22 protein-coding genes are annotated in these 24947 nt (G+C 61.5%); 7 read left to right on the forward strand and 15 right to left on the reverse strand.

Annotation, left to right across the window (positions count from 1 at the left end):
- Positions 1 to 696: phospholipase D-like domain-containing protein (locus FJ946_RS15655; RefSeq protein ID WP_246675806.1), on the forward strand; the 696-nt coding region annotated here is incomplete at its 5' end.
- A gap of 561 nt (positions 697 to 1257) precedes the next feature.
- Here the strand turns inward: FJ946_RS15655 and FJ946_RS15660 are convergent.
- Entirely contained in the window at positions 1258 to 1767 is a 510-nt protein-coding gene (locus FJ946_RS15660) for a DUF892 family protein (RefSeq protein ID WP_140732246.1), read from the reverse strand.
- A 217-nt stretch (positions 1768 to 1984) separates the two neighbouring features.
- On the opposite strand from FJ946_RS15660, the gene FJ946_RS15665 reads away from it, so the two are divergent.
- The 6 genes from FJ946_RS15665 (at position 1985) to FJ946_RS15690 (ending at position 9679) form a co-directional block, all read left to right on the forward strand.
- On the forward strand, positions 1985 to 4426 hold the full coding sequence (locus FJ946_RS15665) for an ATP-binding protein (protein ID WP_140567905.1): 2442 nt from the start codon (positions 1985 to 1987) through the stop codon (positions 4424 to 4426).
- 5 nt (positions 4427 to 4431) lie between these two features.
- Positions 4432 to 4809 carry a response regulator gene (locus tag FJ946_RS15670; protein WP_140500731.1) on the forward strand — a complete coding sequence of 126 codons (378 nt, stop codon included), beginning with the start codon at positions 4432 to 4434 and terminating at the stop codon, positions 4807 to 4809.
- A gap of 259 nt (positions 4810 to 5068) precedes the next feature.
- Entirely contained in the window at positions 5069 to 5461 is a 393-nt protein-coding gene (locus FJ946_RS15675) for a response regulator (protein WP_140500730.1), read from the forward strand.
- The gene (locus FJ946_RS15680) at positions 5461 to 7215 is read left to right on the forward strand and encodes a YaiO family outer membrane beta-barrel protein (protein ID WP_140500729.1); all 1755 of its coding nucleotides are present in this window, start codon (positions 5461 to 5463) and stop codon (positions 7213 to 7215) included. The genes FJ946_RS15675 and FJ946_RS15680 overlap by 1 nt, the downstream gene beginning before the upstream one ends.
- Positions 7216 to 7217: 2 nt before the next feature.
- On the forward strand, positions 7218 to 8255 hold the full coding sequence (locus FJ946_RS15685) for a HEAT repeat domain-containing protein (protein WP_140500728.1): 1038 nt from the start codon (positions 7218 to 7220) through the stop codon (positions 8253 to 8255).
- Positions 8252 to 9679 carry a glycosyltransferase family 2 protein gene (locus tag FJ946_RS15690; protein ID WP_181165449.1) on the forward strand — a complete coding sequence of 476 codons (1428 nt, stop codon included), beginning with the start codon at positions 8252 to 8254 and terminating at the stop codon, positions 9677 to 9679. Before FJ946_RS15685 ends, FJ946_RS15690 begins: the two co-directional genes overlap by 4 nt.
- A gap of 15 nt (positions 9680 to 9694) precedes the next feature.
- Here the strand turns inward: FJ946_RS15690 and FJ946_RS15695 are convergent, their stop codons facing one another.
- From FJ946_RS15695 to FJ946_RS15760, 14 genes are all read right to left on the reverse strand, one after another.
- A complete protein-coding gene (locus FJ946_RS15695) occupies positions 9695 to 9997 on the reverse strand; it encodes an Hpt domain-containing protein (RefSeq protein WP_181165450.1) in 303 nt (100 codons plus the stop codon).
- Between the two features lie 365 nt (positions 9998 to 10362).
- A complete protein-coding gene (locus FJ946_RS15700) occupies positions 10363 to 11316 on the reverse strand; it encodes a PleD family two-component system response regulator (RefSeq protein ID WP_281405858.1) in 954 nt (317 codons plus the stop codon).
- A gap of 47 nt (positions 11317 to 11363) precedes the next feature.
- Positions 11364 to 12401 carry a chemotaxis response regulator protein-glutamate methylesterase gene (locus FJ946_RS15705; RefSeq protein WP_140500726.1) on the reverse strand — a complete coding sequence of 346 codons (1038 nt, stop codon included), beginning with the start codon at positions 12399 to 12401 and terminating at the stop codon, positions 11364 to 11366.
- A gap of 22 nt (positions 12402 to 12423) precedes the next feature.
- Positions 12424 to 14691, reverse strand: a complete 2268-nt coding sequence (locus FJ946_RS15710; protein WP_140567910.1) for a hybrid sensor histidine kinase/response regulator — start codon at positions 14689 to 14691, stop codon at positions 12424 to 12426.
- A complete protein-coding gene (locus tag FJ946_RS15715) occupies positions 14688 to 15392 on the reverse strand; it encodes a chemotaxis protein CheW (RefSeq protein WP_140567913.1) in 705 nt (234 codons plus the stop codon). The genes FJ946_RS15710 and FJ946_RS15715 overlap by 4 nt, the downstream gene beginning before the upstream one ends.
- Complete coding sequence (locus tag FJ946_RS15720) at positions 15392 to 16627, reverse strand: protein-glutamate O-methyltransferase CheR (RefSeq protein WP_140500723.1); 1236 nt, start codon at positions 16625 to 16627, stop codon at positions 15392 to 15394. Before FJ946_RS15720 ends, FJ946_RS15715 begins: the two co-directional genes overlap by 1 nt.
- Positions 16627 to 17091: a chemotaxis protein CheW gene (locus FJ946_RS15725; RefSeq protein WP_140500722.1), complete on the reverse strand. Its 465-nt coding sequence runs from the start codon at positions 17089 to 17091 to the stop codon at positions 16627 to 16629. Before FJ946_RS15725 ends, FJ946_RS15720 begins: the two co-directional genes overlap by 1 nt.
- A gap of 23 nt (positions 17092 to 17114) precedes the next feature.
- A complete protein-coding gene (locus FJ946_RS15730; RefSeq protein WP_140525724.1) occupies positions 17115 to 18752 on the reverse strand; it encodes a methyl-accepting chemotaxis protein in 1638 nt (545 codons plus the stop codon).
- A 601-nt stretch (positions 18753 to 19353) separates the two neighbouring features.
- Positions 19354 to 20748, reverse strand: a complete 1395-nt coding sequence (locus FJ946_RS15735) for an amidase (protein WP_140560676.1) — start codon at positions 20746 to 20748, stop codon at positions 19354 to 19356.
- 100 nt (positions 20749 to 20848) lie between these two features.
- Positions 20849 to 21379, reverse strand: a complete 531-nt coding sequence (locus tag FJ946_RS15740) for a TIGR02444 family protein (protein ID WP_181167695.1) — start codon at positions 21377 to 21379, stop codon at positions 20849 to 20851.
- A gap of 1 nt (position 21380) precedes the next feature.
- On the reverse strand, positions 21381 to 22778 hold the full coding sequence (locus FJ946_RS15745; RefSeq protein WP_140560678.1) for an NAD(P)/FAD-dependent oxidoreductase: 1398 nt from the start codon (positions 22776 to 22778) through the stop codon (positions 21381 to 21383).
- Complete coding sequence (locus FJ946_RS15750; RefSeq protein WP_348640512.1) at positions 22775 to 23155, reverse strand: (2Fe-2S)-binding protein; 381 nt, start codon at positions 23153 to 23155, stop codon at positions 22775 to 22777. Before FJ946_RS15750 ends, FJ946_RS15745 begins: the two co-directional genes overlap by 4 nt.
- Positions 23061 to 24167 (reverse strand): FAD-dependent oxidoreductase, encoded by a 1107-nt coding sequence (locus tag FJ946_RS15755; protein WP_140560680.1) that lies wholly within the window; start codon positions 24165 to 24167, stop codon positions 23061 to 23063. The genes FJ946_RS15750 and FJ946_RS15755 overlap by 95 nt, the downstream gene beginning before the upstream one ends.
- Before the next feature lie 12 nt (positions 24168 to 24179).
- The gene (locus tag FJ946_RS15760; protein ID WP_140567918.1) at positions 24180 to 24938 is read right to left on the reverse strand and encodes an aspartate/glutamate racemase family protein; all 759 of its coding nucleotides are present in this window, start codon (positions 24936 to 24938) and stop codon (positions 24180 to 24182) included.
- Positions 24939 to 24947: the final 9 nt, after the last annotated feature.

Here is a 24947-nt window from a genome sequence, read left to right on the forward strand (position 1 = left end):
CCAGATGAGTGGCGCGACACGCACTATCAAGTCAAAGGACCCGCAGTGTCTGCCTTCCAGGCGGCATTCGCGGAAAACTGGTTGGAGACGGCCGGCGAGACATTGCAAGGTGAGAAGTTCTACCCACCCTCCGAACCTGCGGGGTCGCTTAGCGCTCAGCTGATCCTGTCATCGCAGCCAAATGGCTCGGAGAACATGGAACTGATGATGCTGGCGGCGATCGCTGCCGCCAGGGATCATCTTCGCATCGGAATGGCCTATTTCGTGCCTGACGATATTGCCCTGCAGCAGATCTTGGACGCCAGGAAACGAGGGGTAGCAGTCGACGTGATCGTGCCCAACTGGCTCACAGACGTGCCCCTGGTCCGAAAGGGCTCGCGGTACTTCTGGGGCGACTTGCTCAATGCTGGGGTCCGGATCTTCGAGTTCCAGCCAACGATGTATCATCCCAAACTCCTGATCGTCGACGACGTCTGGACGAGCTTTGGCTCTGCCAACCTGGACGAGCGCTCTTTGCGACTGAACGACGAAGCCACGCTGAATGTCTACGGCCGAGATTTTGCCAAAACGCAGATCGACCTGTTCAGCCAGGATCTTGCGCGATCAAGGCAGATCAGTTTGGGCGAATGGGAAGCGCGCCCCCTGACCGAAAAAGTATCGGACTGGCTGGCCAGCAGACTACACTCGCAACTCTAGAGCCTCTTGGTGGGCGAGTCCCCGCAAACGGCATCTGCGCCCGTCAAATGGCTAATATGGTGCGCCACGCGCAAGAATGGGAGCAACCCCGCAATAACACCGAGCGGATTGCTCAACACGCGCCCAGCAACTTCATCGGTCGATGCATCCCCACCTCGTCGGTCACGCGGCCCCTTTGCGATCATGACAGTGAGACCCGAAAGTGCTCTCAACGATGGTGTATTAAGGTCCGCGCATGGGCGGCTGGAAGCCTGAGCGATCAGAGGCACCGGCATGTCTTAATGAGGACGAATACGCCCACTTGCGTAAGGCAGCGCCAAAAGCCCCGGGGCGATCCAGAAGCCGGGCTCAGCCATTGCGGCGAGATCTGACAGAAGTCGCTTCATGTTGCCCCACCCGTGCCCTGACGAATCCGCGGCCGATCATAAACTCGAGACAAGAGTCCGCTCTTGTGGGAGGAGAAGCGGGCTCTTAGCTGCGACCTAAGACCCAGCGGCCGGCGCAAGAGCCGCTCAGCGGACCCGATCGCCAGAAAAAAAGTCCGCCCGCGCCATTTGGGCGTCACCGTTTCGCGGCATCGCTGTCGGCCGCGGCGCGAGACAGGAACATCTGCGTCGTCTCGGCGAGGTGGCTCTTGAGCCAATCCGCCATCGCTTCCTCTTCGCGCAGATTCTGTTCACACACACGCGCCACCTCGGCCTCCCCTTCGGCGTGGGCCGCGGCGATGAGCATCATGTAGGAGGCAATCTCCATATGCTCGAAAGTATAGCTGGCGAGCGACCCCTTCATCACCTCGTCGCCGGCAAACACGCCGCTGATCGACTGGGCCATGGCGGTGAGCTTGCCGCCTGCGTCTTTCATCGCGGAAGATCCCTCTCCGATCCGGTCAAGACAGCTTTTGAGGCGCGAGGCCTGCTGCCGCGTCTCGTCGAGATGCTGACGGATGCGGTTGCGGAGTTCCGGATAGCTTTCGAGGCGTGACAGTTGCCCGGAGAGCATCGTCTCGGCCTGCTCCTCCATGGCGTGAGCGTCTCTCAGCCACTGTATCAACCAGTCGCGCGATTGTGTCATGAAGCTCTCCCTTTGGGTTGCTCGCCCAAACCGCGAGCGGAGAGGATGGCTCCGCCCGGGCTATGGCAGGCTCGGCCAGAGGGCTGTCGACGCGCCGATTAACCACCGACGCGACTTCGAGCAGCGAGCCTCAACTGGCAGAGGGCCGGAGCCTGTAGCTTCTTTAGACCTCGGATAGGTTTTGGCGGTATCTATCGGGAAAAGGAGCGGGAAAGTTATGACCGAGTTCTGGCAGTCACTCCTCGCCAATCTTGCCCTGGTCTCCATCCTCGTGGTCGCCTGGGATCTTGTGGCGGACTTCACTGGGCGTCTGTCGACGCGGATGCAGTCGCTGGTTCTTGGTGTGGTCATGTGCATGGGCGCGATCATTTCCATGGCGACGGGCTTGTCCGTCTCCGGCTTCGTCGTCGATCTCCGCGCCGCCTTCATTGCGGCTGCCGCGTTCTTCGGTGGATGGCCGGCGATGTTCATCGCTACTGCCGGCTCCATTGCCTATCGCATCTATCTCGGTGGACAGGGCGCGAGCGTCGGTGTCGTGGGGATCCTCATCACCGCTATAGTCGGTATTGCGTGGCACCACATCGTTACTGCCCGGTCTCGCACCATGTTCGACATATTCGGACTCGGCGTGTCGGTAGCTTTCGCCGGGCTGATCACGCTCCTGATCATCCCCTCGCAAGTCGTTGCCGACCTGGTGCAGCAGAGCACACTCCCATCACTCGTGTTCCGCTTCCTCAGCACCGTCCTCATAAGCGTTCTGCTGGACCGGCAGCAGCGGCGGCGCGATCTTGCGATGTCCAACATGATCTACCGCGCCATGGTCCGCGAACTCCCGGATTGCCTGAACATCAAGGATGTCGACGGCCGGTTCATCGCCGCCAATCCCGCTACTGCCGAAATGATGCGCGCCGCTTCGGTCGAACAGCTTATCGGCAAGACGGATTTCGATTTCTACTCTAAGGACGTGGCCGAGCGCTTCCGGCAGGATGAGATGGGCGCTCTGGAAGCCGGGCAGACGCTGCGCATCGACCAGCCGGCGGTTTTCCCGGACGGCAGACAAGGCTGGCTCTACACGCTGAAGGCACCGTTCCGCGACGAGACCGGCAAGATCAGCGGCGTCATCACCTACAATCGCGACATCACCGAGCAAAAGCGAAATGCCCAGCTGAAGAACGATTTCATCTCGACGGTCAGCCACGAATTGCGCACCCCACTGACCTCCATCCGCGGCTCACTTGGTTTGATCGCGGCCGGCGTCGCCGGCGAACTGCCCCCCAAGGCCGCCAATCTCGTCAACATCGCCCACACCAACAGTGAAAGGCTGGTTCTTCTCATCAACGACATCCTTGATATGGAGAAGATCGAATCTGGCGTGATCACCTTCAAGATCAGGCAGATGGCTGTCCGCCCGGTCCTGGAACAGGCGATTGCCGCCAGCACCAACTACATGGCCGACAGCCGAATCAGGATCGTCTTGGTCGACGATGCCCCGCGCGCCGAAGCCAACATAGATCCGGATCGCCTGCATCAGGTGATGGCCAACCTGCTGTCGAATGCGATCAAGTTCTCGCACACTGATGGCATCGTCACGGTGAAACTCCATCGTCGTGCCCCCGATATGCTGCGCATCTCGGTCGTGGACCAGGGCGCTGGCATCCCCGAGGCGTTCCGCAGTCGCATATTCGGGAAGTTCGAGCAGGCGGACGCCTCCAGCACTCGCAAGATAGGCGGTACTGGCCTGGGCTTGGGCATCGTCAAGGCCATCACTGAAAAGCTGGGCGGCGGCATCTCCTTCGAAACCGAGGAAGGCAAGGGAACCTCGTTTCACATTGACCTCCCCGAAGCGCACAGGCAGACCGAGAAGCCGGTTTCGGTCGAGCGCCGGGCGCGCAAGCGCGATGGCCGCCTGCGTGTCCTCATCTGCGAGGACGAGCCTGACATTGCTGTGGTGATCGCAGCACTTCTCGATGCAGAAGGCTTTGCCAGCGACGTCGCGCCCGATATCGACACCGCCAAGGCGCTGCTGAGCTCGCGCGACTACGTGGCGCTGACGCTCGACATCAAGCTGGCGGGGGAATCCGGAATCAAGCTCTTCCACGACATACGGGCATCACCGGTGAATTCCGACATTGCGGTCATCGTCATCTCCGCCGTCGCCGACGAGGCCAGGCGCTCGCTGAACGGCAGCGCCGTCGGCATCGTCGACTGGCTGGAGAAGCCGGTGGATTCGAAACGGCTTCACGCCGCTCTTGCCAAGATCGTCGGCCGTAGGGTCGAGCCGAAGCCACAAATCCTGCATGTCGAAGACGATGAGGGCGTGCTTGCGGTGATGTCAGAAGGGCTGGGTTCGGGCGTCTCGATCACCTCGGCGAAGACACTAAAGCAGGCCCAGGAGGCGATCGCCCGCCATCGCTTCGACCTAGTCATCCTGGATATCGCGCTTCCCGACGGATCGGGCCTCGACCTCCTGACCGATCTGCCGCTCGAGACTGCGGTCATCGTGTTCTCGGCGGCGGAACTCGACCAGAAGCTCGGCGATCGGGTGCAGGCGATCATGACCAAGACCAGAGCGTCGGAAATCGATGTGGCAAAGTTGGTACGGAACATGTTGGTTTCGTCCCGCAATGGCACTCGGCCTGCCGCGCACGCCAAGGAGTGATGCTAATGCCCGCAAGGATCCTCTATGTAGACGACGAGGACGATATCCGCGAAATCGCCCAGATGTCGCTGGAGCTCGAGCCGGAATTCGAGGTGCGATCCTGTTCTTCGGGCATGCAGGCGCTGGCCGATGCCGCCGAATGGCGGCCCGACCTCATCCTGCTCGATGTGATGATGCCGGACTTGGACGGACCGGAGACGCTGAGGCGCCTGGCCGAGTCCCGGCCGACGGCGTCGATACCCGTGGTGTTCATCACCGCGCGCACCCAGACGCATGAGGTCGAACGCTATCTGGCTATGGGGGCGGTGGGGGTGATCGCCAAACCTTTCGACCCGCTTGCGCTTGCCGGTGAAGTCAAAAGATTGCTTCTATCGCGCACCTGAGCCGACGTATGGCTTGGCCACCGAGCGCAGTTTGTCTGCACACTGTGCGATGCCGTTCAGGGCTCCTATACCATGTCGCCTTATTCATCTACTGATTGTGCCGAGGTGCAGGCGCAGCGAATCAGGTTGTCTATAATCGCGTGGCATCGGCGGACGTCGATGAGAGAGTCGAGACGAATATTTCTGTCTGCATGGACCGCATTGGCGGATGTCGGTTCATGGGATCACTCCGGGGGGCGACGGAACCGGAGCAAGGCTGGTGAACGGAGCGAAGGCAAGAGTTCTGATTTGCGATGACGATCCCTTGTTGATCGAGCTGATGGAATTCAGGCTCAGGGCAAAGGGATATGAGGTCATCAAAGCAGTAGACGGGGCGGAAGCGCTCTCGAAGGCAGAGCATGAGGCGCCGGACATCATCGTGCTCGACGCGATGATGCCCAAGGCCGACGGCCTGGAGGTCCTTGCCCGCATCAAGGGCGATCCGGCTTTGTCCGAAACCCCGGTCGTCATGCTGACCGCCCGCAAGGGCGAAAGGGACATCGTCTCGGCCCTCGAAAAAGGAGCCGACGACTACCTTGTGAAGCCATTCATCCCCGAGGAGCTTCTGGCGCGGTTGGCGCGTCTGCTCGCGCGAAAGAGCGGGAAACGCTGATGCGGCGCCGCCGGTGCGCAGCCCTTGGCGCATGTCTGATCCTGGCGATCGCTGCGCCCCAGGGCGCGGTGCTGGCGCAGACGGTGGATGAACTTTACGAGTTCGGCGTCAAGGCCAGGCAAGCGCAGCATTTTGACGAGGCGGTGGAGTTTTTACGGCGCGCCCTTGCGCTTAAACCCGATAACGCCGACGCCTTGGTGCAACTCGGTTTTGCCGAACTCGGCCGCGACAATCTGTCGGCAGCGCGCGACGCTTTTTCCAACGCCCTGTCCTTGGCCCCAACCTATCGGGACGCCAGCTTTGGCATGGCTGAGGTCGAGTTCCGCTCGGGCAATCTGGATGCCGCGCTTCCGCTAGCCGAAACGGCCCTGCGGGCCGAGCCCGGCAACGCTGACGCCGCCACGCTTATCGCGAATATCCAGAAGGCGAAGCAAGCCGCCGGCAGTGAGGTGAGACGGTCTCCCGCGGTTCCGGCGCCGACAAAGAAACCGACTAGCCGGCGGCCCGATCCCGTCGCCGGTCTGATGGAGCAGGGCAGACGCCTGCGAGCGGCGGGAAAGCTGCCCGAGGCGGAGAAAGTCTATCGCCGGGCACTGGGACTGGCGCCGAAGAACACCGACATCCTCGTCGCCCTTGGCCTGGTCGTCGGCTCCAGCCAAAGCTTCGACGAGGCGGGGCTTTTCTTCGACCGCGCGCTTGCGATCAAGCCGGGCCTTCTCGACGCGCGGCTCGGCAAGGTGCGCCTGGCGATCTGGCGGGGCGACGCGCCGAGCGCCCGCCGCTTGGTCGATGGCGTGCTGGCCTCAGTGCCAGGCAATGTCGAGGCGCTCGAGCTGGATGCGAGAGTGGCTTTGCTCGAGGCCGATTACACGCGGGCCGGGCAGTCGTTCCAGCGCGTGCTTGCGGCCGATCCGCGCAATGCCGAGGCGCTGGTCGGGCTCGGCGATGTGCGCCGCGCCGAGGGTAAAGAGGAGGACGCGCGGGATGCCTACAGCCAAGCGCTCGCCGTCGAGCCTGGCTCTTTCGATATCGAGCAAAGGCTGGCCGTGCCGCCGCCGCGCAAATGGCGGCTCGATCTCGGCAGCGAGGTGAGCGATCTCACGAGCGAGCTCGGCGACTGGACCGACAGTTCGGCAGGTCTTGCCTATCGGCTGTCGCCGCGCACCACGATTTCCGGTCGCACCCGGCTGGCTACACGCTTCGGCCGCACCGACGTCCAGATCGAAGGCCGTATCGACCAGGCCTTCTCGCCGGCGTTCTCTGCCTATGCTCTGGCGGCGGCGACGCCGGACGCTGATTTCCTCGCGCGCTATTCGATCGGCGCCGGGGCTTCGTGGCAGGTCATGGCGCCGGCAAAGGCGTTCGGCCCGCTTTCGCTCAACATCGACGCCCGCTACGACAATTTCGCCGACACAAATGTCACCAGCATCTCGCCATGGGTGCAGACCTCTATCCTAGACGGCCGCCTGGGGCTTTCCGCCCGCTGGGTTCATGCGCAGGATGATATCGGCACGGGCGCAGACGGTTATGTGCTTCGCGTCGACCTTGCTGCGACACCGCACTTCAACGTGTTCGGCGGTTATGCCGACGCTCCCGAAATCTCCGACGGCACGCTGGTGCCGACGCGCGCGGTCTTTGGTGGTGTTTCCTGGGACATCAGCGATCCGCTGACGTTGCGCGCCAGCATCGCGCATGAAGAACGACCGAGATTCGACCGGAATACATTCGGTCTCGGCCTGACCGCGCGGTTCTGACCATGTGGTACATCTGGGATCTCTCCATACTGCTCAGCGCTCTTTCGCTGGTGATCATGCTGTTCCTGATCGCGAGACGCGTCCTGCAGGAGCGCCGGAGCAAGGCTGCGGCCGATCAGCGGCGTCAGCTTCTGACTGCGCTGATCGCCTTCACCGAGAGCCGCGACCGCGAGGTGTTGAAAACGGCCATTCTTTCGGTGCCGGCTGGCGTGGCGATCAATACCGGCTTCGAGTTCATTTCGCTTTTGCGCGGCGAGGAGCACGACGATGTCCTTGCTGCTTTCAAGGAATGTGGCCTGCCGGCCCTTGTCGGCAGGCAACTGGAAAAGGGCAACGGCGCCGAACGCATCCATGCGGCCGAGATGCTGGCGGCGCTGCGCTCGGAAGGTGCGGTGGCAAGCCTGCTTTCCGCGCTGAACCACGACCGCTCGCGCGAGGTCAGGATCGCCGTCGCCATAGCGCTCTGCGATCTGAACAGCCTGCCGCCGCTCGGCATTGCGCTGCGCAAGATCGGCGTGGCCGGGCAGCGCTCGCGACGCCTGATCGAGCTGTTCAGGCGCTTTCCGCACGCGCGCCTGGAGGAACTGGCGGACCATGCTGCGCGCGCCGACGCCGTGCCCTTCATAAGGGCGGCCGCGATCGACGCATTGGCCCGCGCCGGCGGCTTCCGCTTCGCCGATCTCTTCGCCCGCTTGGCCGACGACGCCTCGCCCGAGGTTGCCGCGGCGGCACTGCGGGCGCTCGGCCTCACCGGAAATGCCGACGCGCCGGCGATCCTCTCGACCGCGATGACAAAAGGCGACTGGGAGGTGCGCAGCGCGGCCGCCGATGCCGCCGGCCGCCTCGGCCTCGCCGAACTTGGCCGGCCGCTATCCAAGCTGATGGGCGACGAGGTGTGGAACGTGCGCTATGCCGCCGCCAACGCGCTGCGCTCCTTCGGCCAGCCGGGAGAGCGGTTGCTGCGCCAGATTGCCGACAGTGAGGTCTCGCGCAGCCAGCGCACCGCCTCGCTCATTCTTGCCGAGGGACCAGCCGTATGATCGCCGACTGGAGCGACGAGATCGTTCTTGCCGCCACCATCTTGTCTTGGTTCATCATCGGGGCCGGGCTGGCGCAGACGACGATATACCTCCTGCAGCTCATCGTCGCCGGCTATGCATTGTCCAAGCGCCCACCGGTCGCGCGCTCGGCGCTGCTTTGGCACCGCTATGGCGATGTCGCGCCGCCGATCGCGCTATTGGTGCCCGCCTACAACGAGGCCTTGAACGTGGTCGAGAGCGTCCATTCCATGCTGGCGCTCGAATATCCCAATTTCGAGGTCATCGTCATCAACGACGGCTCGAAAGACGAGACCTTGCTGCGCCTCATCGAGGCGTTCAAGCTGGTAAAGTTCCATCGGCCCTATGAGGAGGCGCTCGCGCACAATCCGATCCGCGGCCTCTATTCGTCACCGATGACCGAGCGGCTGTTCGTCGTCGACAAGGAGAACGGCGGCAAGGCCGACGCCCAGAACGCCGGCATCAATGTCTGTCGCGCGCCGCTCTTTTGTGTCATCGACGGCGACTCTATCCTTGAGCCCGACGCGCTGATGCGTGCCGCCCAGCCATTCATCGACGACCCCGAGCGCACCATTGCCGTCGGCGGCACGATCCGCATCGCCAACGGCTCCAGGATCGAGGCAGGCAGGGTGCGCGAGGTCCGTCTGCCACGCCGTCTGTTGCCACTGCTCCAGGTGGTCGAATACCTGCGCGCCTTCCTGATGGCGCGGCTTGCCTGGAGCCGCATCAACACACTGATGCTGGTCTCCGGCGCTTTTGGCATGTTTCGCCGAGCCGAAGTGGTGGCGGTCGGCGGCTTCACCAAGGGTTCGATGGGCGAGGACCTCGACCTCGTCATCAAGCTGCACCGCTATATGCGGGATAAAAAGCGCAAATACCGCATCCAGTTCATTCCGGAGCCGGTGTGCTGGACCGAGGCGCCGGAATCGCTGAGCGTCCTTGCCCGGCAGCGCACGCGCTGGCAGCGCGGCTCGCTCGAATGCTTCTTCCGCTACCGCTCCATGCTCTTCAACCCGCGCTATGGCCGCGTCGGCTTTCTCGGCTTCGGCCACATCTTCATTGTCGACGTTCTGGGACCGGTGGCGGAGGTGCTGGGCTATATCCTCATCCCCGCCTTCTGGCTGCTCGGTGTCCTTTCGGCCGAATATCTTCTGGCCTTCACCTCGCTCATCTTCACCTATGGCGTCTGCGTGAGCGTATGCTCCCTCGTTCTCGAAGAGGCCGAGTTGCAGCGTTTTCCCCGCGCCAGGGACCTCGCGGTATTGACGGCGGTCGCCGTGATCGAGAATTTCGGCTACCGCCAGCTCAACAATTTCTGGCGCGTGAAGGGCTGGTGGCAATTTCTTCGGGCCGACCAGAGCTGGGGTGAGATGACCAGGACCGGCCTGGGCGGCGCGAAGAAGTGAGCCCCGTCTGCTGAGTCACTTCAGCGTCCGCTCGATCTCCGTGATAAGTGCATCGAGTGCGGCGTGCGAGGCCCCATCGTCCGCCTGCTCGATCAGCAATGTCTCCAACGCCGATGCCCGCGCGCTGATCTCCGCAAACCCGAATGTCCCCGCGGCCCCGGCGAGCGAGTGCGCGGTGGGAATCAGGGTGTCGTTGGAGCCCACTGACGGGCCTCTCTGACGCGCCGCCCTCAACTCCGCGAGTTGAGTGGCGCACCGAGCCAGGAAACGCTGTCGTAAGGGGGCGAAGGGATCATTCAGAATGGAAGGGGCCTCCATGGATGGCTTTAGAGGTATTCAAGCAGAAAACTCGGTGGAGTGGAACGAACTGCTTGCGGTCCACGCTCCTGTCAGAGCAGAACTGCGGCGCCCGCTTCAGCCAAATGCAATGGCGATGAGTTTTTGATGTCCAACCGCGGAATGAGCGAGCTGGTCGGCATAGACCTTCTTGAAGGCCGGCGAGCGGGGTGCATTCAACGTATTTTCAAATGTTTGGAGCCTGCTGCGGTATTCGGATAGGCCGACAGGTCGGCGGCCGCAGCACGTCCGCTATCATGCAATTGGTGAAAGTGTACCATCCTGCCGCCATGAGCTCACGACCGGCAATACGGCTTGCATGGCCCAACAGTTTGCCTAGCCACTCGTCAAGCGCGGGACATCTGAAGCGCAACACGATTTCGTCCTTCCGATTTGGCACGAAAAAGAGCCAGATCGGCGGCATTGACGAAATCCTTCGGCGTTTCGTTCTCGGTGGGCACCGCTGTTGCGACGCCAACGCTGATGGTCACGCGATCCGAGCCGTGGGGTATGTTCAGCTCCCGCACGCTCTGGACGAGCTGCTCTGCGATCGCACTGGATTGTTCCAGTAAAGTGTCGACCAGCACGATGACGAACTCTTCGCCTCCGTACCGCGCAGCGAGATCGGTGGAACGGCCGGAACCGCTCTGGATTACGCGGGCGATTTGCTTGAGCACCTCGTCGCCGGCCATATGGCCATAGGTATCATTGTATCGTTTGAAGTTGTCGGCATCGATCATCAACAGCGACAATGGGGATTGTGCGCGAAAAGCACGCTTCCATTCAGACGCCAGATATTCGTCAAAATAGCGCCTGTTGCCGAGGCCCGTCAGGCCATCGATCCGCGTCAGACGTTCAAGCTCGAGATTAGCACTGATCAGCTGTCGCTGGCTTTCCCTTAGCGCTCGGTATGCAGCTTCTCGCTGGACGTGATCCAGATAGGCCCGCGTGTGATATCGAACGCGTGCAATCAGCTCGATACGATCCGGAAGCTTTACGAGATAATCGTTCGCTCCCGCACCGAACGCTTCGCCCTTGGTGGCTGGGTCTTCCTTGCTCGACAGCACAATGACTGGGACCGCGCGTGTCGAAGCATGCTTCCGGTATTCTCGCACCAGATGCAGCCCATCGACCCCGGGCATGACGAGATCCTGCAGGATGACGGTTGGCTTTACCTCGTCGGCGACCGTGATCGCTCTCAATGGGTCGGTGCAGAAGTGTAACGAGATATCAGGCTCGCTGGCTAGAGCGCGCCTGACCGCCTCGCAAACCATGATCTGGTCATCGATGAGCAGAACCATGGATGAATAGTTATCTGCAAGTGGTGGGACCAGCTGTGGTTCTAGCGTCATCGGACGAACCCTTTCACCTGGAGCGCTGAAAGGGCTTCGATTATGCGTGAGCCGATCGCACTCAAAGGAAGAATATCAACAGCCGCGCCGACATCGGCGGCGGCCTTCGGCATGCCGTAGACGGCGCTGGTTGCTCTATCCTGCGCGATTGTGAGATGCCCCTTGTCGCGGAGCTGTCTCAACCCGTGCGCACCATCCCTGCCCATGCCTGTGAGCAGGACTCCAATCACCGAGCCAGGCCACCATTGCGCGGCACTTTCGAAGAACACATCTACGGACGGCCGATAAACGCTGTCCTCGGGGCTAGGCGTATAGCCAAGTTGCTGAGCTGACTTGAAAACCAGATGATCCGCGGAACTGGCAATGAGAACGGTGCCCGCTTGAGGACTATCGTTTTCCCGCGCTGGACGGATCGGGAGAGGCGTATGCTGGCCGAGCCAATCAGCAAGGCCTGGAACGAATTGGGCATCGAGATGCTGTACGAGCACGATGGCGGCGGCGAAATCAACGGGAAACGCGCTCAGGACTGCGGCAACGGCGGCCGGCCCGCCAGCAGAGGCACCGATTGCAATTAGCCGTCGAGCTGTCGGCTCAGCCGCACGGGACATCCTCCTTCTTGCCTTGCCCGGCGCATCGCCGATCAGCTTGCCGATCGTTGCTATCTTGTTGGTCAACAGCCGTGCGGATTGCGAGGACGCATCACCTTCGATGCCTACTGAGGGAATATCGACGGCGTCGAGCGCGCCATGCCCCATCGCTTCGTAGACGCCGGCGACGTTGGCTTCGATACTGGCTGTCACCAGCAAGATTGAACATGGGGTTTCCGCCATGATTCTGCGGGTCGCTTCCACCCCGTCCATCTCTGGCATCGCTAGATCCATGAGTATCAGATCCGGCAGATCACGTCTGCAGACCTCGACCGCCTCACGCCCATTGGTCGCAATCCATGCGACTTGGTGTTCGCCGGTCGACATGACCAGCCGGCGCAGAAGTTCAACCGCCATCGGCATGTCGTTGACTACGCCAATTCTCATTCGTTGGTCGCCAATTTCGATCTCATTCAGTCGCCTCGCCGATCATGTCCACGACGGCATGGATCAGCGCCTCGTCCTGAAAGGTACTCTTGGTCAGATAATAGTCGGCACCGGCGTCAAGCCCGCGCGAGCGGTCTTCTTCCCGATCCTTGTATGAAACGATCATGATGGGTGTGTTCCTGAGATGGACGTCCTTTCTGATCAGGCTCACCAGTTCGATACCATCCATGCGCGGCATGTCTATGTCAGTGACGACGAGATCAAAAGGACCAGATCGGACGGCATTCCACCCGTCCATACCGTCGACTGCCACTTCGACGTCATAACCGTGATTGCCCAGCATCTTGCGCTGGAGTTCGCGAACCGTGAGTGAATCGTCAATCACCAGCACGCGCTTGCGTCTGCTCGGTCCGGGACCGCCCGCGGCTCGCCGAAGGGCTCGAAATCCGCTGGACGACGCAAGCTTTTCCACCGATCGAACCAGATCATCGACGTCGAAGATCAGAACAGGCGAACCGTCCTCCATCAGGGCCGCTGCGCTGATGTCCTTGATCTTGGCAAACCGGGAATCGAGAGGTCTGATCACCAGTTCGCGTTCCCCGAGAAAACGGTCGACGATTACGCCGTAGGCGTCCCCCCGACCCGTTTCCACCACGACGACCGAGAGTTCCTCTGCTTCGGACGCAGACTCTCCTCGATCCAGCACCTCGCGCGCTGTCACCAACCCGATCTGTCGATCGTTCAAGCGAAAATGCGGGCGGCCCTGCAGGAGGTTGATCTCCACCCGCTGCAATTTCATTGTCTTGGAGATGGCAGCGAGTGGAAACGCATAGGGCTCCCCATCGACTTCGACGAGTAAGGTGCGCAGGACTGACAACGTCAGCGGCAGTTGCAGTTGAAACCGGGTTCCTCGACCAAATTCCGAGGAGACGCTCGTGATTCCGCGGACCTCCTTCGTCATCGCCTGCACTGCGTCGAGTCCCACGCCACGGCCGGAGACGTCGGACAGGCCAACTTTCATCGAAAAGCCGGGCAGAAAAAGGAATGCCAGCAATTCCGTTTCGCTGAGCGCGTCGGCGCTTTCCCTGGTTGCAAACTGCCGGGCGACGACAGTCTCGCGCAGCTTCGAGAGCTCGATCCCTCTGCCGTCGTCCACCACGGCTATTTGCAGCAGTCCGGCATTGTGCCTCGCTTCGAGCCTGATGAGTCCCTCTTCGGGTTTGCCGGTTGCGAGGCGCTCATCAGGCGGTTCAAGCCCATGGTCTACCGCGTTGCGCAGAAGATGCCCCAAGGGGGCATCCAGCTGCTCGAGGATATCGCGGTCGATGCCGGTCGAGCCGCCTACGATCTCCAGTCGCACCTGCTTGCCAAGTGTACGACCGAGGTCGCGGACCGTTCTTGCGTAGTGTCTCACCCCGTCTTCAAAAGGTCGCATCCGGCTCGCCAACGTCTCCTCGTACAATCGGTTGGCAAGATCGGTGGCTTTCCGATCGACTGAATCCAACTCATCGAGACGCTCCGCCAAGAAGGCTTGGCTCAACCGAAGCTTTCGCTGCGTTTCAACCAGCGCCTCCACCACAGCCGCATCTTTTGCGACCGGCAGCAGCACTGCATCGAGATTGTCGAACGCACTTGCGATGTCTGATTGAAGGCGCTTCAGCCGCAGCAGCCCGTCAGCGAATGGCCTGAGCCGCCGAGCTTCCATCAGCGACTCGCCGGCCAAACCGAGCAATCGGTTCAGGCTTTCTGCCGTCACCCGAACCATTCTATCTGAGCCGATGCTCCCTCGGGCTTGAGCTTTCGGCTCGACAAGGGGGTTCGCTGACGAGGTTGCCGCCGGCTCCTTTCGGCTATGCTCTGGGGTTGCGAAATCAGCTGCCGAATCTTGGGGTGCGGGCTCGGGGAGGGACAGTTCCTCGAACTTCGCCAGAAAGCTTTCGACTTCCGGGTTGACGCTCTCGTTCGATGATCCCGATGCGATCAATTTCAGAAGGTCAGAGCCTTGCAGAAGCGCATCTATATGCTCCTTGCGTACCCTCAGATGCCCACGTTGCGCGGCGACCAAGCAATCTTCCATTGCATTTGCAACTTTGACGGCGGGCGTCAGATCGATAATGCGGGCTGCTCCTTTCAGCGAATGCGCGGCCCGCATGCATTCTTCCAGGGCGTCGGTGGCGACAGGATCGCGTTCGAGCGCTAGAAGGCCGGAGGTCAAAGCCTGTGATTGCGTCTCCAGTTCGGCCTGGAAAAGGCTCAACATCGAAACCTGACTGAAGTCCTCATCTGTCATGCCATGCTCCGATCCATCATCGTGAGCAGTTGTCCCGGGTCGAGACAGCCAACAGCCCGTTCACGCCAGGGCAAAACGGCAACAGTAGCCGCCGACAGAGTCTTGCCGATCGTAGCGGGCACAGCGAGAGTGTCGCGTGCCCGGTAGCGATGTAAGCCGTGGACCTCATCAACCGTGAAAGCAACCCGCTTGTCCCGCTCGCCCACCACGACGAGGCGGCGAAATATCTTGGCTCGTCTGCCTTGTTCCTCCTCCTTGGGTTCGTCGATCCCGAGCAATTCAGCGAGCGACAGGCAAATCAGCAATTCGCCCCGGACATTGGCGATGCCGAGCACTGCACTATTCCTGCGGTGTGGAAGGGAATGAACGGGACGGGATTCAGCCACTTCATGAAAAATGCCAGCTGGAAGCGCCAGCCATTCGTTCCCCAACCGGAAGAGAACGGCCGTCTGCAGCGCTTCATCGTCCGTTGAAACGACCGCTGCACGACCAGCGTCATCAGGCCATTCGCCGCGATATGCCGAGGGCGCCGCACGATCAAGGAGGCGCCGTGCAATCTTCCTATAGGTCGGGCAATTCCGGCAGTGGAGATGCTGCTCCAGTTGGGGACAGGACTTGTCACCCCGAACGCCTATCCGCCGCCAGCAGTCGTCGATTTCAATCTGCTCCACTGGCAGAGCGATCCTTGTCGAAGCCGGCATCAGGTGCCGCTCCTTTTCTGGACCCGGACCAGCCTTCCGGCCAGCGCCTCGGCGCCGCTGTGGTCGCCTTGCTTGCGAAGCAGCAAAGCCAGGTGGACCAGAGCCTCTCGATGATTTGGCGCGAGATAGAGTGCCTTGCGATAGCTTTGCGCGGCCTTGGATGCAGCGCCATCCGCATCCTGAACGAGGCCCAGCAGATAGAAGATTTGCGCGGAAGGACCGAATTTCTCGAGATGGGCGAGGGCGACCTCCTGTGCCTCCTTTACCCGACCCGCATTGGCGATCCGTTCAACCGCGACTAGGCTTTCCGAGACCTGATCAACGGGCTTGGCCAGGGCCGGCGCACTGTTTTCCTTGCCGACGGTCAGTCGTGGCGGAAGAACGGGCTTGCTCTTGTTGAGCTTCGGGGTTGATGTCCGCACCGGGATAGCAGTTGTCGGCGCCGCGGCCTTGATGGGCTCCGATTCCAGGAAGGCAAAGGCCAAGGGCCATTCAGCGGAAATAAAGCCATGCAGCCTTGGAAGTGCTGCTTCCGCGGGACCGACCAGAAGAAGTCCGTCCGTGGCCAAGAGATCTTTCAGGCGGGTCAATGCGCGATCCTGCAGTTCGCGATTGAAATAGATCAGCAAATTCCGACAGAGTAGGATGTCATAGACCTCTTGCCCAAAAATTGCGCGAGTACCGAATAGGTTGCCGACCCTGAAGCGAACCTGTTTCAGCACCGCAGCACTGGGCCGCAACCCACCCTCGACCGCTTCGAAATAGCGGTCCCTGAATTCGAGATAGCTGCCGCGAAAGGAATTGCGCCCGTAGACGGCACGTTCAGCCAACGCGATATTGCGGGTACTGACGTCCACCGCATCGATGTTGAACTCGTGCGCTTCAAAGCCGGCATCGAACATGGCCATTGCGACCGAATAGGCCTCTTCACCGGTTGAACATGGCAGGCTCAAGACTTTTGTCGGCTGAGCACGCTTGTGCACGCGCGCATGCCGCGCCAACATCGTGAACGCTTCTCGGTCGCGAAAGAACCAAGTCTCCGGGATCACCACCGCATTGATCAGCTCCTGCAGCTCCTGCGGGGAACCGGTCAAGTGTTCCCTATAGGCCTGAGGATTGGCAATCCGGCACGCTGCCATCCGGTCTCTGACCGCCTGACGGACCACTGTCGGGCCAACGCTGGCACTGTCCAGTCCAATGGTTTCCATCAGGAGCTTTTCTATTGCGCCGGTCATTAAACACTCATCGCGGCCTGGCGGAGCAATGCGGTACGAATCTCTTCCGAAAGCAGCGCTTCCGCTTTGACCCACTGAATGATCTCCGTGCCATCCGAAGCCACCGGACCAAGATAAGACGGCGTTTCTGGCTCGAGGCCGAACGGCGCGAAGTCGGCAGGGTCTCGCTCGACCGTATCCGTCACCCGTTCCGCGACCAACCCAAGCAGGCGTTGCTCGCCATCTCGCGCCGGGTAGCGCGTAACAACGATCCGGGTGCTCAATAGGCGCTCCGATGGCCGGCCAAGCGCAAGAAGAGTAACATCGATGAGAGGGATGGGTATTCCGTTATAACTGACCAGACCGACCACACCGGTTGGCGCACCCGGCAGAACTTTGACATCGATATAGGGCAGCACCTCTTCAATTTGGTGGACATCGATCAAGTAGCGATCCGAACCCATACTGAAGGCGAGGAATAGCATTATCACCTCCTACTGCCGGCCCGCTATGCTCTCAGCTTGAACCTTGAAATGCTGCTTCGCATGCTACCTGAGACTTGATTGAGCTCGTCGATCGCGAGCGTCGATTGCTGAAGGGACTCGACTGTTTGCTGAGCTGCCTCGCTTAGCTGGGTTAGCGTGTCGCTTATCTGTCCCGCGCCGATCGCTTGTGCTTGCATGCCTTCATTGGCGACTTCGAAACGTGGCACCAACCCCTGGACCTGCTGGATGATGTCGAAGAGTTGCCCGCCGACCTGCTGGATTTCGTGCATGCCCCGGCGGACCTGCTCGGAAAACTTGTCCATGCCCATCACACCGGCAGCGACTGCCGACTGGATGTCTTTGACCATCTGCTCGATATCGTAAGTGGAGACGGCCGTCTGGTCCGCAAGCCTTCGGATCTCTGTCGCCACCACTGCAAAGCCCCGGCCATATTGCCCGGCCTTCTCAGCCTCGATGGAAGCGTTGAGCGACAACAGGTTCGTCTGATCGGCCACTTTGGTGATGGTCGTCACCACCTGATTGATGCTGCCAGCTTTCTCGCTCAGGATCGCGAGTTTGGAATTGATCGCACCCGCCGCGTCCATGACCTGCTGCATGGTTCCTTCCATACGGGTCAGCCCCTCTTGCCCTCCGCCGGCGACGGCCGCCGTTTGCTCGGCAACTGTCGAGACCTCGTTCATCGTGCGAACCAGCTCGTTTGAAGTGGCGGAAATTTCCTTGGCTGTCGCGCGGATCTCAGTTGTGGTCGCGGCGATTTCAGTCGCTGTTGCCTGCTGCTGCTTGGAGGTTGCAGCAATCTCAGTTATCGACGTGCCGACCTGTATGCTGGACCTTTGTACCTGACCAATGAGAGTTGTGAGATCGTCTGCCATTGCGTTGAAGCCGTCGGCAAGCACGCTGAATTCGTCCCGGCGCCTCAGATCGAGGCGTTCGCTGAAGTCGCCTTGCCGTATCATTTGAACTGCGTCGACCAAACGTGTGAGCGGAGCTGTGATAGCGCGGAACAGCTGGTAACCCAAAAGAAGGGCTAGTCCGAGGGCTATCAACAAGCCCACGCTCAAACCGACTTCCGCCGTGCTAACGATTGAGCTGATTCGCTGCGTCGCGCTGTTTGCCTCGCCTCTGTGATCCTCGAGCATGGCTTGCAGAGCGGACTGCAATTTCACAAAGATCGGCTCTACCGTGTTCTTGATGACCGGGCTTTCATTGGGAGTTTCACCTTTCGACAAGGCAGCTCGGCTCGTGTCCAGCACAGCAGTTTCCGCCAGCCGAAATTGGTTGGCGAGTTCTTTGACGACTGCGTAATTCTGCTTGTCGATGTCGGAGACGATCGTTGCTTCATACTCGTCCATCAACCGCCGCACTTGGTCGCGATTGGTCGCGATCGTGCTTTCAAGCGTGCTTTTATCCGACGGGTTGTCCTGGAGGGCATATTCCTGAAGCAGGCTATGTGCCTTCATCTGCCCCATCATGATCTCGGTGCTGTGATAGAGGTCTGGAAGGATGCCCTTCTCGACCTCAGTTGCCTCCCGCTCCGCCTGAAGAAACCAGGCGTACGCGATAACGGCGATCACGGACATAACCACCAGAACGGCAGCGAAACTGACGAGGATGCGGTGGCGTATTGTCAGACTCGTCATGGAACCGGTTCACCTATGGGGGCATCGAGGCCTGCGCGAAAAGCGCTCGTTCCGACGTTTCGAAAAGGTGCGTCGAAAAGCAGCAGTCTTATGCAGAATGGTTTCTTTTCCGTTCCATCGCTAATGATGGCGAAGCGGCTCGCCAGTCGGCGCCCCCAATAAGCGTGGTCAAAGGCATGTCTCGCCGTCGACATAGATAAACCCGACATCGGCTGGGGCGGCACGCACCGTCAAGTGGAGCGTGCATGAGCTGCTTGAGGCCAGGAGTTGAATGACTGCTTAGCCCGCTTGATGCCGAAAGCCGACCTCTCGCTTGCGTCCCCTAATTTCACCTTGAATCCAACGCAAAGTAAAAAAGGGCCGAGCTGAGACACATATGGTGTGCACGCCGAGCGGACTTTGCGCTGCCGCCCGAGAAGAAGAGCCCGACGGCGTTGTGCCGGGGGGCTCGGATGCCTGCAGGGTCAGGTCAAAGGCCAAAGATCTTTTGGACCGCAACAACCTGGCGGGAGCAACATATAGACCCGGTAATCATACCCTGATTTACTGTCCCCACCCGATATTTTGAACGAGCCCAAAAAAAGCGGGCAAGAACAGCCGGTCACGAGCGAGCGAAGCCTGAGAGGTCGGGGGAGGGCGAGCGTCCCAGTACTGATTCGAACGTACAGGCGAGGGAGAGGAGCAGTTCGTCTGCTCTGCCAGGACAGATCAGTTGCAAACCCGTAGGCAATGTCGACGGAGCATGGGGGAGCGGCAGGCTCGCCGCGCAGAGGCCGAGGACATTTGCCGATCGAGTAGGGCCGGCGCAGGCGTCCAGAAGAGCGGCGGATGCTGACAGAGACGTAAAATCTCCCGGAAATGCCGGCGGCAGCTTCCATTTCACCGGTCCGACCCAGGCATCGATTCCGTTGAACCAGGCAGTGTTGAGCTGGACAAGTTCCTGCTGCCGCCGACGGGCACTCGCATACGAGGTCTGCGTGATGTCGAACCCGGCGGCGATGCTGGCGGCAATGTCTGGGTTCATCAAAGCGCTCGTGCGGTGGAACCGCTCGCGGCCGAACGAGGTGACCATTTCGGCTAGGCTGATGGTGCGGAAGAGCGGATCGATCTCGGCGAGTTCCGGAATGTCCATTTCCACAATCGTGACGCCGGCGGCTGCAAGCGTCGACAAGGCGCCTTCCAGCCGAGCCGCCACATGACGGTCCAGAAGGTCGCCGAAAAGGGCCCGAGGTCGGCCGAGCTTTACTCCTCTGATCGTTGCCGCCGGAGGCACGGGAGTGCCGCAAAGAGCGGCCCAAACGATGGCGGCGTCCTCGGCCGAACGAGTTAGCGGGCCGATAGTGTCGAGCGTCGCCGAGACCGGGAAGCTGCCATCCGTCGGCCAGATGTTCGCCGTCGGCTTCAGACCGAACACGCCGCAGAACGCAGCCGGGCCGCGGATCGAGCCGCCGGTGTCGGTGCCAATGGCAAAACCGCAAAGGCCCGCAGCCACGGCGGCCGCCGACCCGCTGGAAGAGCCGGCGGTCAGTCGAAATACAGCGGCATCCCATGGATTGCGCGGTGTACCCCGCCGATAATTGGTACCTGTGCCGCTCATCGCGAACTCGACGGCCTTGGTCTTGCCAATAATGACGCAGCCGGCGGCGGCAAGGCTGCGCATGAAACCGCCCGGGCCGCCGATCAGGTCCGAGACATCGACATCCGAGCCGGCCGTTGTCGGCATTCCTTCAACGGCGATGATGTCCTTGATCGCGATGGGAACACCCATCAAGGGGCCGAAATCAACGCCGCCGGCGAGTGCCTCGTCGACGAGTTTGGCGGCTCGCAACGCGGCTGATGCCGCCACGTGTTCATAGGTTTGCAGCTGGCGATCGTAGGCGGCGATCCGCGCCAAGTAGGCCTCAGTCGCGGCAACGGCCGTCGTCTCGCCGGCCCGCATCCGGCGACCGAAGCCACGGATGCCACCGGGATCGAGCGGGTCGGCCGGAATGGTCATCGGAATTCAACCTCCTGCAACCACACGCCCGTAATCACGTCCAAAACGCCCTCGGGCGATGCGCTAAGTTCACACGCCCGGCACCGCGTGCTCGCGGCGTCTAGGGAGCGGCTGCTGCTCGTGTAGGGGCGTCTTGGCCGGTCTGCGCCACCGCTATGATGTGCGCCAGTGCTTTTTCGACCATGCCGTTGTGGCTGCGTTCGGCAATCAGCCTCGACAGGGTCGCTACCGGCGGTGGGCCGCCACCGGTCGCATTCTCCAGCCAATTTGCGGCGAAATCGATCTGCAGCCGCTCCGCCGTCAACTCGGCTTTTTTGATCTGGGCGCGCAGCTGTTCTTTCGCATTGTCGGCGATATCCTCGCGTGGCGACTTCAATGTTCGGCGAAGCGCGCGCAGCGGAAGCACTACGTCTTCACGCCAGCTTGACATTGCGGCCCGCAGCGCTGCGATCTCATCGCTTGAAAGGGACTTGCCCAAAGCTATGTCGGCATAGATGAGCATCAGCATTTCCACCACGTCCAGACCTGCCTCGTCCTGCAGGACGAGGCAGGCTTCGGAAACGCCCTCGCGCCCATAGAAGTCAATCAGGAATGCCCATGCGGCGTCTGCGGGAGAGGACTGTTCGTTCAAGTCAATCCTCCTCGTATTGGGTGGCCAGTTCGCCGATCGAGACTGGTTTCAGGGGGGGGCGGATACGGTAATATCCCGTTGCGTCGGGAGTCTGGCCGGTTTCGTGCGCGACGATGGCGCTGACCGTCGGACCACACATACGGCCCTGGCAAGGACCCATGCCGCAACGCAGGAACGCCTTGGCCTGGTTCGGGCCGAGACAGCCCCGCCGGACGATGTCGCGAATGGCTCCGGCACGAATAGCCTCGCAACGACATACGACCACGTCGTCCGCCGGAACGAGCACTTCATTGCGCGGACGATAGAGCCGGTCGAGGAAAGGCCTGATCGTCAGGTGGGCGTCAAGGGCCTGCTGCGCGACGGCCTTTCGGCTTTCCAATTCGGTATCGGAAATCTTATCGAGACCCTTGAGGATCGCAAGCGCGCACAACGCGCCGGTATGGGCGCTTGCCATCGCGCCCACGATGCCGCCGCCGTCGCCGGCGATGAAGACGCCCGAAATGGAGGTTTCCCGCATCGGGTCGAGGATCGGGAGGAAGCACTGTTGCTCTTCATCCCATCGATGGGCACAGCCGATGGATCGGGCTATCTGCTGGCTCGGTATCACGCCCTCGTGCAGGGCAACCAGATCGAGGTCGATGCGTATGGTGCCCGTTCGGGTCCGGAAGCTGGCGGCGACAGCGCGCTCGGCGCCCTCGATGCGCAGCTTGGAAACGCCGCGATAGATTTTCACGCCGCGTCGGTGCAACGCGGCCATCAATCCCAGGCCTTTCCAAAGGTAACCCAAACCGTGGCCGCAAACGGCTTTCGGCAAATGCCGCAGTGCGGGTATGAGATTGGTCCGCTTGGCGGTGTCGAGAAGCACGAGGTCGGAAACGCCGGCTTCAAGGCACTGGGCCGCGAACAGGTAGACGAGAGGACCGCAGCCGGCCAGCACGAGGCGCCCGGAAGGGCGAAGCCCCGCATCCTTGAGCATGATCTGCAAGGCGCCGACCGTCAGGACGCCGGGCAGCGTCCAGCCAGGCACCGGAACCGGCCGCTCCATCGCGCCCGAGGCAATGACGAGGGCCTTTGCCTGCAACTGCTCGACCTTGCCGTCGGCCTTCGTCCAGACCGTGCCGTCGGCATCGATGCGCCAGGCGCTCGTGTTGAAACGCAACTCCGCGGCGCTGGCGCGCATCCTGGCCGTCAGCGCAGCGCCGTCCGCATAGTCGGAGCCGAGCACTGCGGAAAGTCTCGCACTGTCCGTGTTGCGTTCGACGGCGCGGTAGATCTGTCCGCCGGGCGCGGGTTGTTCGTCGATGACGAGTGTGCGGGCACCGCCTTCGGACAGTGTTGCGGCAGCCGTCATTCCGGCAGGTCCGGCTCCGATCACGATAGCGTCCCAAAGGCCGTTCATCCGAGCGTCCTCGCACCGTGCTGGCGCCTGATGATCATCCCGGGGCGGGCCCTTGTCAGGCAGGATTGCTGATTCTGCTTGCCGTCGATTTCGACCAGGCACTCAAAGCACACGCCCATCATGCAATAGGGTGCGCGCGGGCTTTCGTCGACAGGGCTTCCTCTCAATAGTGAAACTCCGGCCGCCAGCAGCGCCGCAGCGACACTGTCGCCAGACTGGAAGGGAACCTGGGAGCCCTCAAAGTCGAGGACGTTGGCGCCCGGAGGCAGTGCGGAACTACACTCAACTCTGGTGAACATCGAACCTGCCGCCTGTGAAGCTCGAAAGATGTTGCGGTAGCCGGCCTTTCGCCAGCGCCGGACCGATTTCCAGCGCATGCACGCTGGCGAGGGTGACGCCGCTGTGGCAGGTGACCGCAAAGGCGCCCGGAAAACGAGCGGATTCCTCGTAAATGGGGAGGCCGTCAGGCGTCATGACGCGCAACGAACCCCAACTGCGCACCACCGTGGCCTCAGCCAGCGCGGGAAAAACGCGGGCTGCCGTCCTGCAAAGCGCGGCCGCGGTAATCACGTCTGTTCCGTCGTCGAAACCTCGACCTTCATGGCTGCTGCCAAGCAGGACCGTGCCCTCAACCGATTGCCGGATGCAGTTGGTGGCATAGGGCAGGAATGGCTTAATCCGTTCGGTGACGACAATCTGTCCCCGCTCGGGCTTCACCGGCATTGAAAGCCCCACATGCCCGGCGAGGTTGGCCGCGCCCAGACCAGCGGCCAGGGCGATCCGCCTGCCGGTAACGCAGCCAGTGCGGCTGACTGCCTTGAACCCGTCCTTTTCCGTGGCGATGTTCTCGACCCGGAACCCGGGGCGGTAGCTGCCGCCGGCGTCCTGCAGCCCTCCCTGCAGCGCGCGTAGCAGATACAGAGGATTGACGTGGCCATCGAGCGAGGAAAACGAAGCGCCAACCACGTCATCACCGATACCGGGCAGCATAGCCCGCAAGTCGGCGCGGTCGAGGATGGATATGTCGATGTCGCCGCCATCGGCCCGTGTGCGGGCGATGACATCGCGGCGCTTGTCTAGTTCCGCCTCGCTAAAGCAGAATTGCAGCCCTCCAGGTTGCCGCCACCCGATGTCGAAGGAAACGGCGTTGCTCAACTTTGCGGCAAATCCCGGCCACATTCGGCCTGCGTGCAGTGACCATTGCATATAGTGTGGGGTGCCGACGCCCTTTCCCTGGAGCCAGACAAGGCCGAAGTTGCCACGAGCGGCGCGATGGGCCTGGTCGCCTTCGTCGAGCAGGACGACGTTGGCTCCGGCAGTCTGCGCGCCCCATGCAAGGGCCGCCCCGACGAGGCCGCCCCCCACGACGATCAGGTCGAACACCTCCATCGCTACTGCACTTCACGAGGTTTCCGGGTGGAAACCGCGAGGCCTCAAGCCTGCGTGAAGCCACTCGACCAGCGACACGACATCGTAGACAGGTACGCCAAAGGCCTTCTCGATTGCCTGCGAATAGGGAGGAAGATTGGCGCATTCGCTGACCAGGGCGCCTATCGACGGCGTTTCGGCGAGCATGCGCTCCACGGTCTCCAGAGCGTCGCGTTCCTGTGCCGCGTAGGAGACCCGGGAGGCGTTGTTGCGCATATTGGCGCGGATCGGCCCGTCAAAGGCGAGTTCGCCGAGCGGAAGGCCGACAGGAGCCCCGATATTTGTGAAATGCTTGTCTGTAATGGCCTTGCGGTCCGAAACGATGACGCCGACAGTCTTGTCCGCCGGCAACGTCTGCAGCACGAGCGGGATTTGCATCAGACTGGATGAGGCTACCGGCACCCGGCTGTAGGCGCGCAATTGCGGATGCACCACCGCCAGGAACCCGCAACTGGTGGCGATGCCGTCCACGCCCAGTTGGGTCAACCGGTCTATCGCATCGTAAAAAGCCGGCAAGACCTTTTCGGGAGCGCCTTCGATCACATCCTGTGGGCGTACTCCGGTGACAACATGATACTGTACCGGAAAACGCCAAGTCAGGGCATTGGCGACATCGCCGGGAAGGCGCTCGAACCCCGTGTCGAGCACGATAATGCCAACATGCGCGCCGTGGACTGGACGGTGGCTGTGCGGGCGATCAGCGGTTTGCAGGACGTTAATAACAGGTTGCATTGGTAAGGA

Source organism: Mesorhizobium sp. B2-4-7 (assembly GCF_006442685.1).
Classification (GTDB): domain Bacteria; phylum Pseudomonadota; class Alphaproteobacteria; order Rhizobiales; family Rhizobiaceae; genus Mesorhizobium.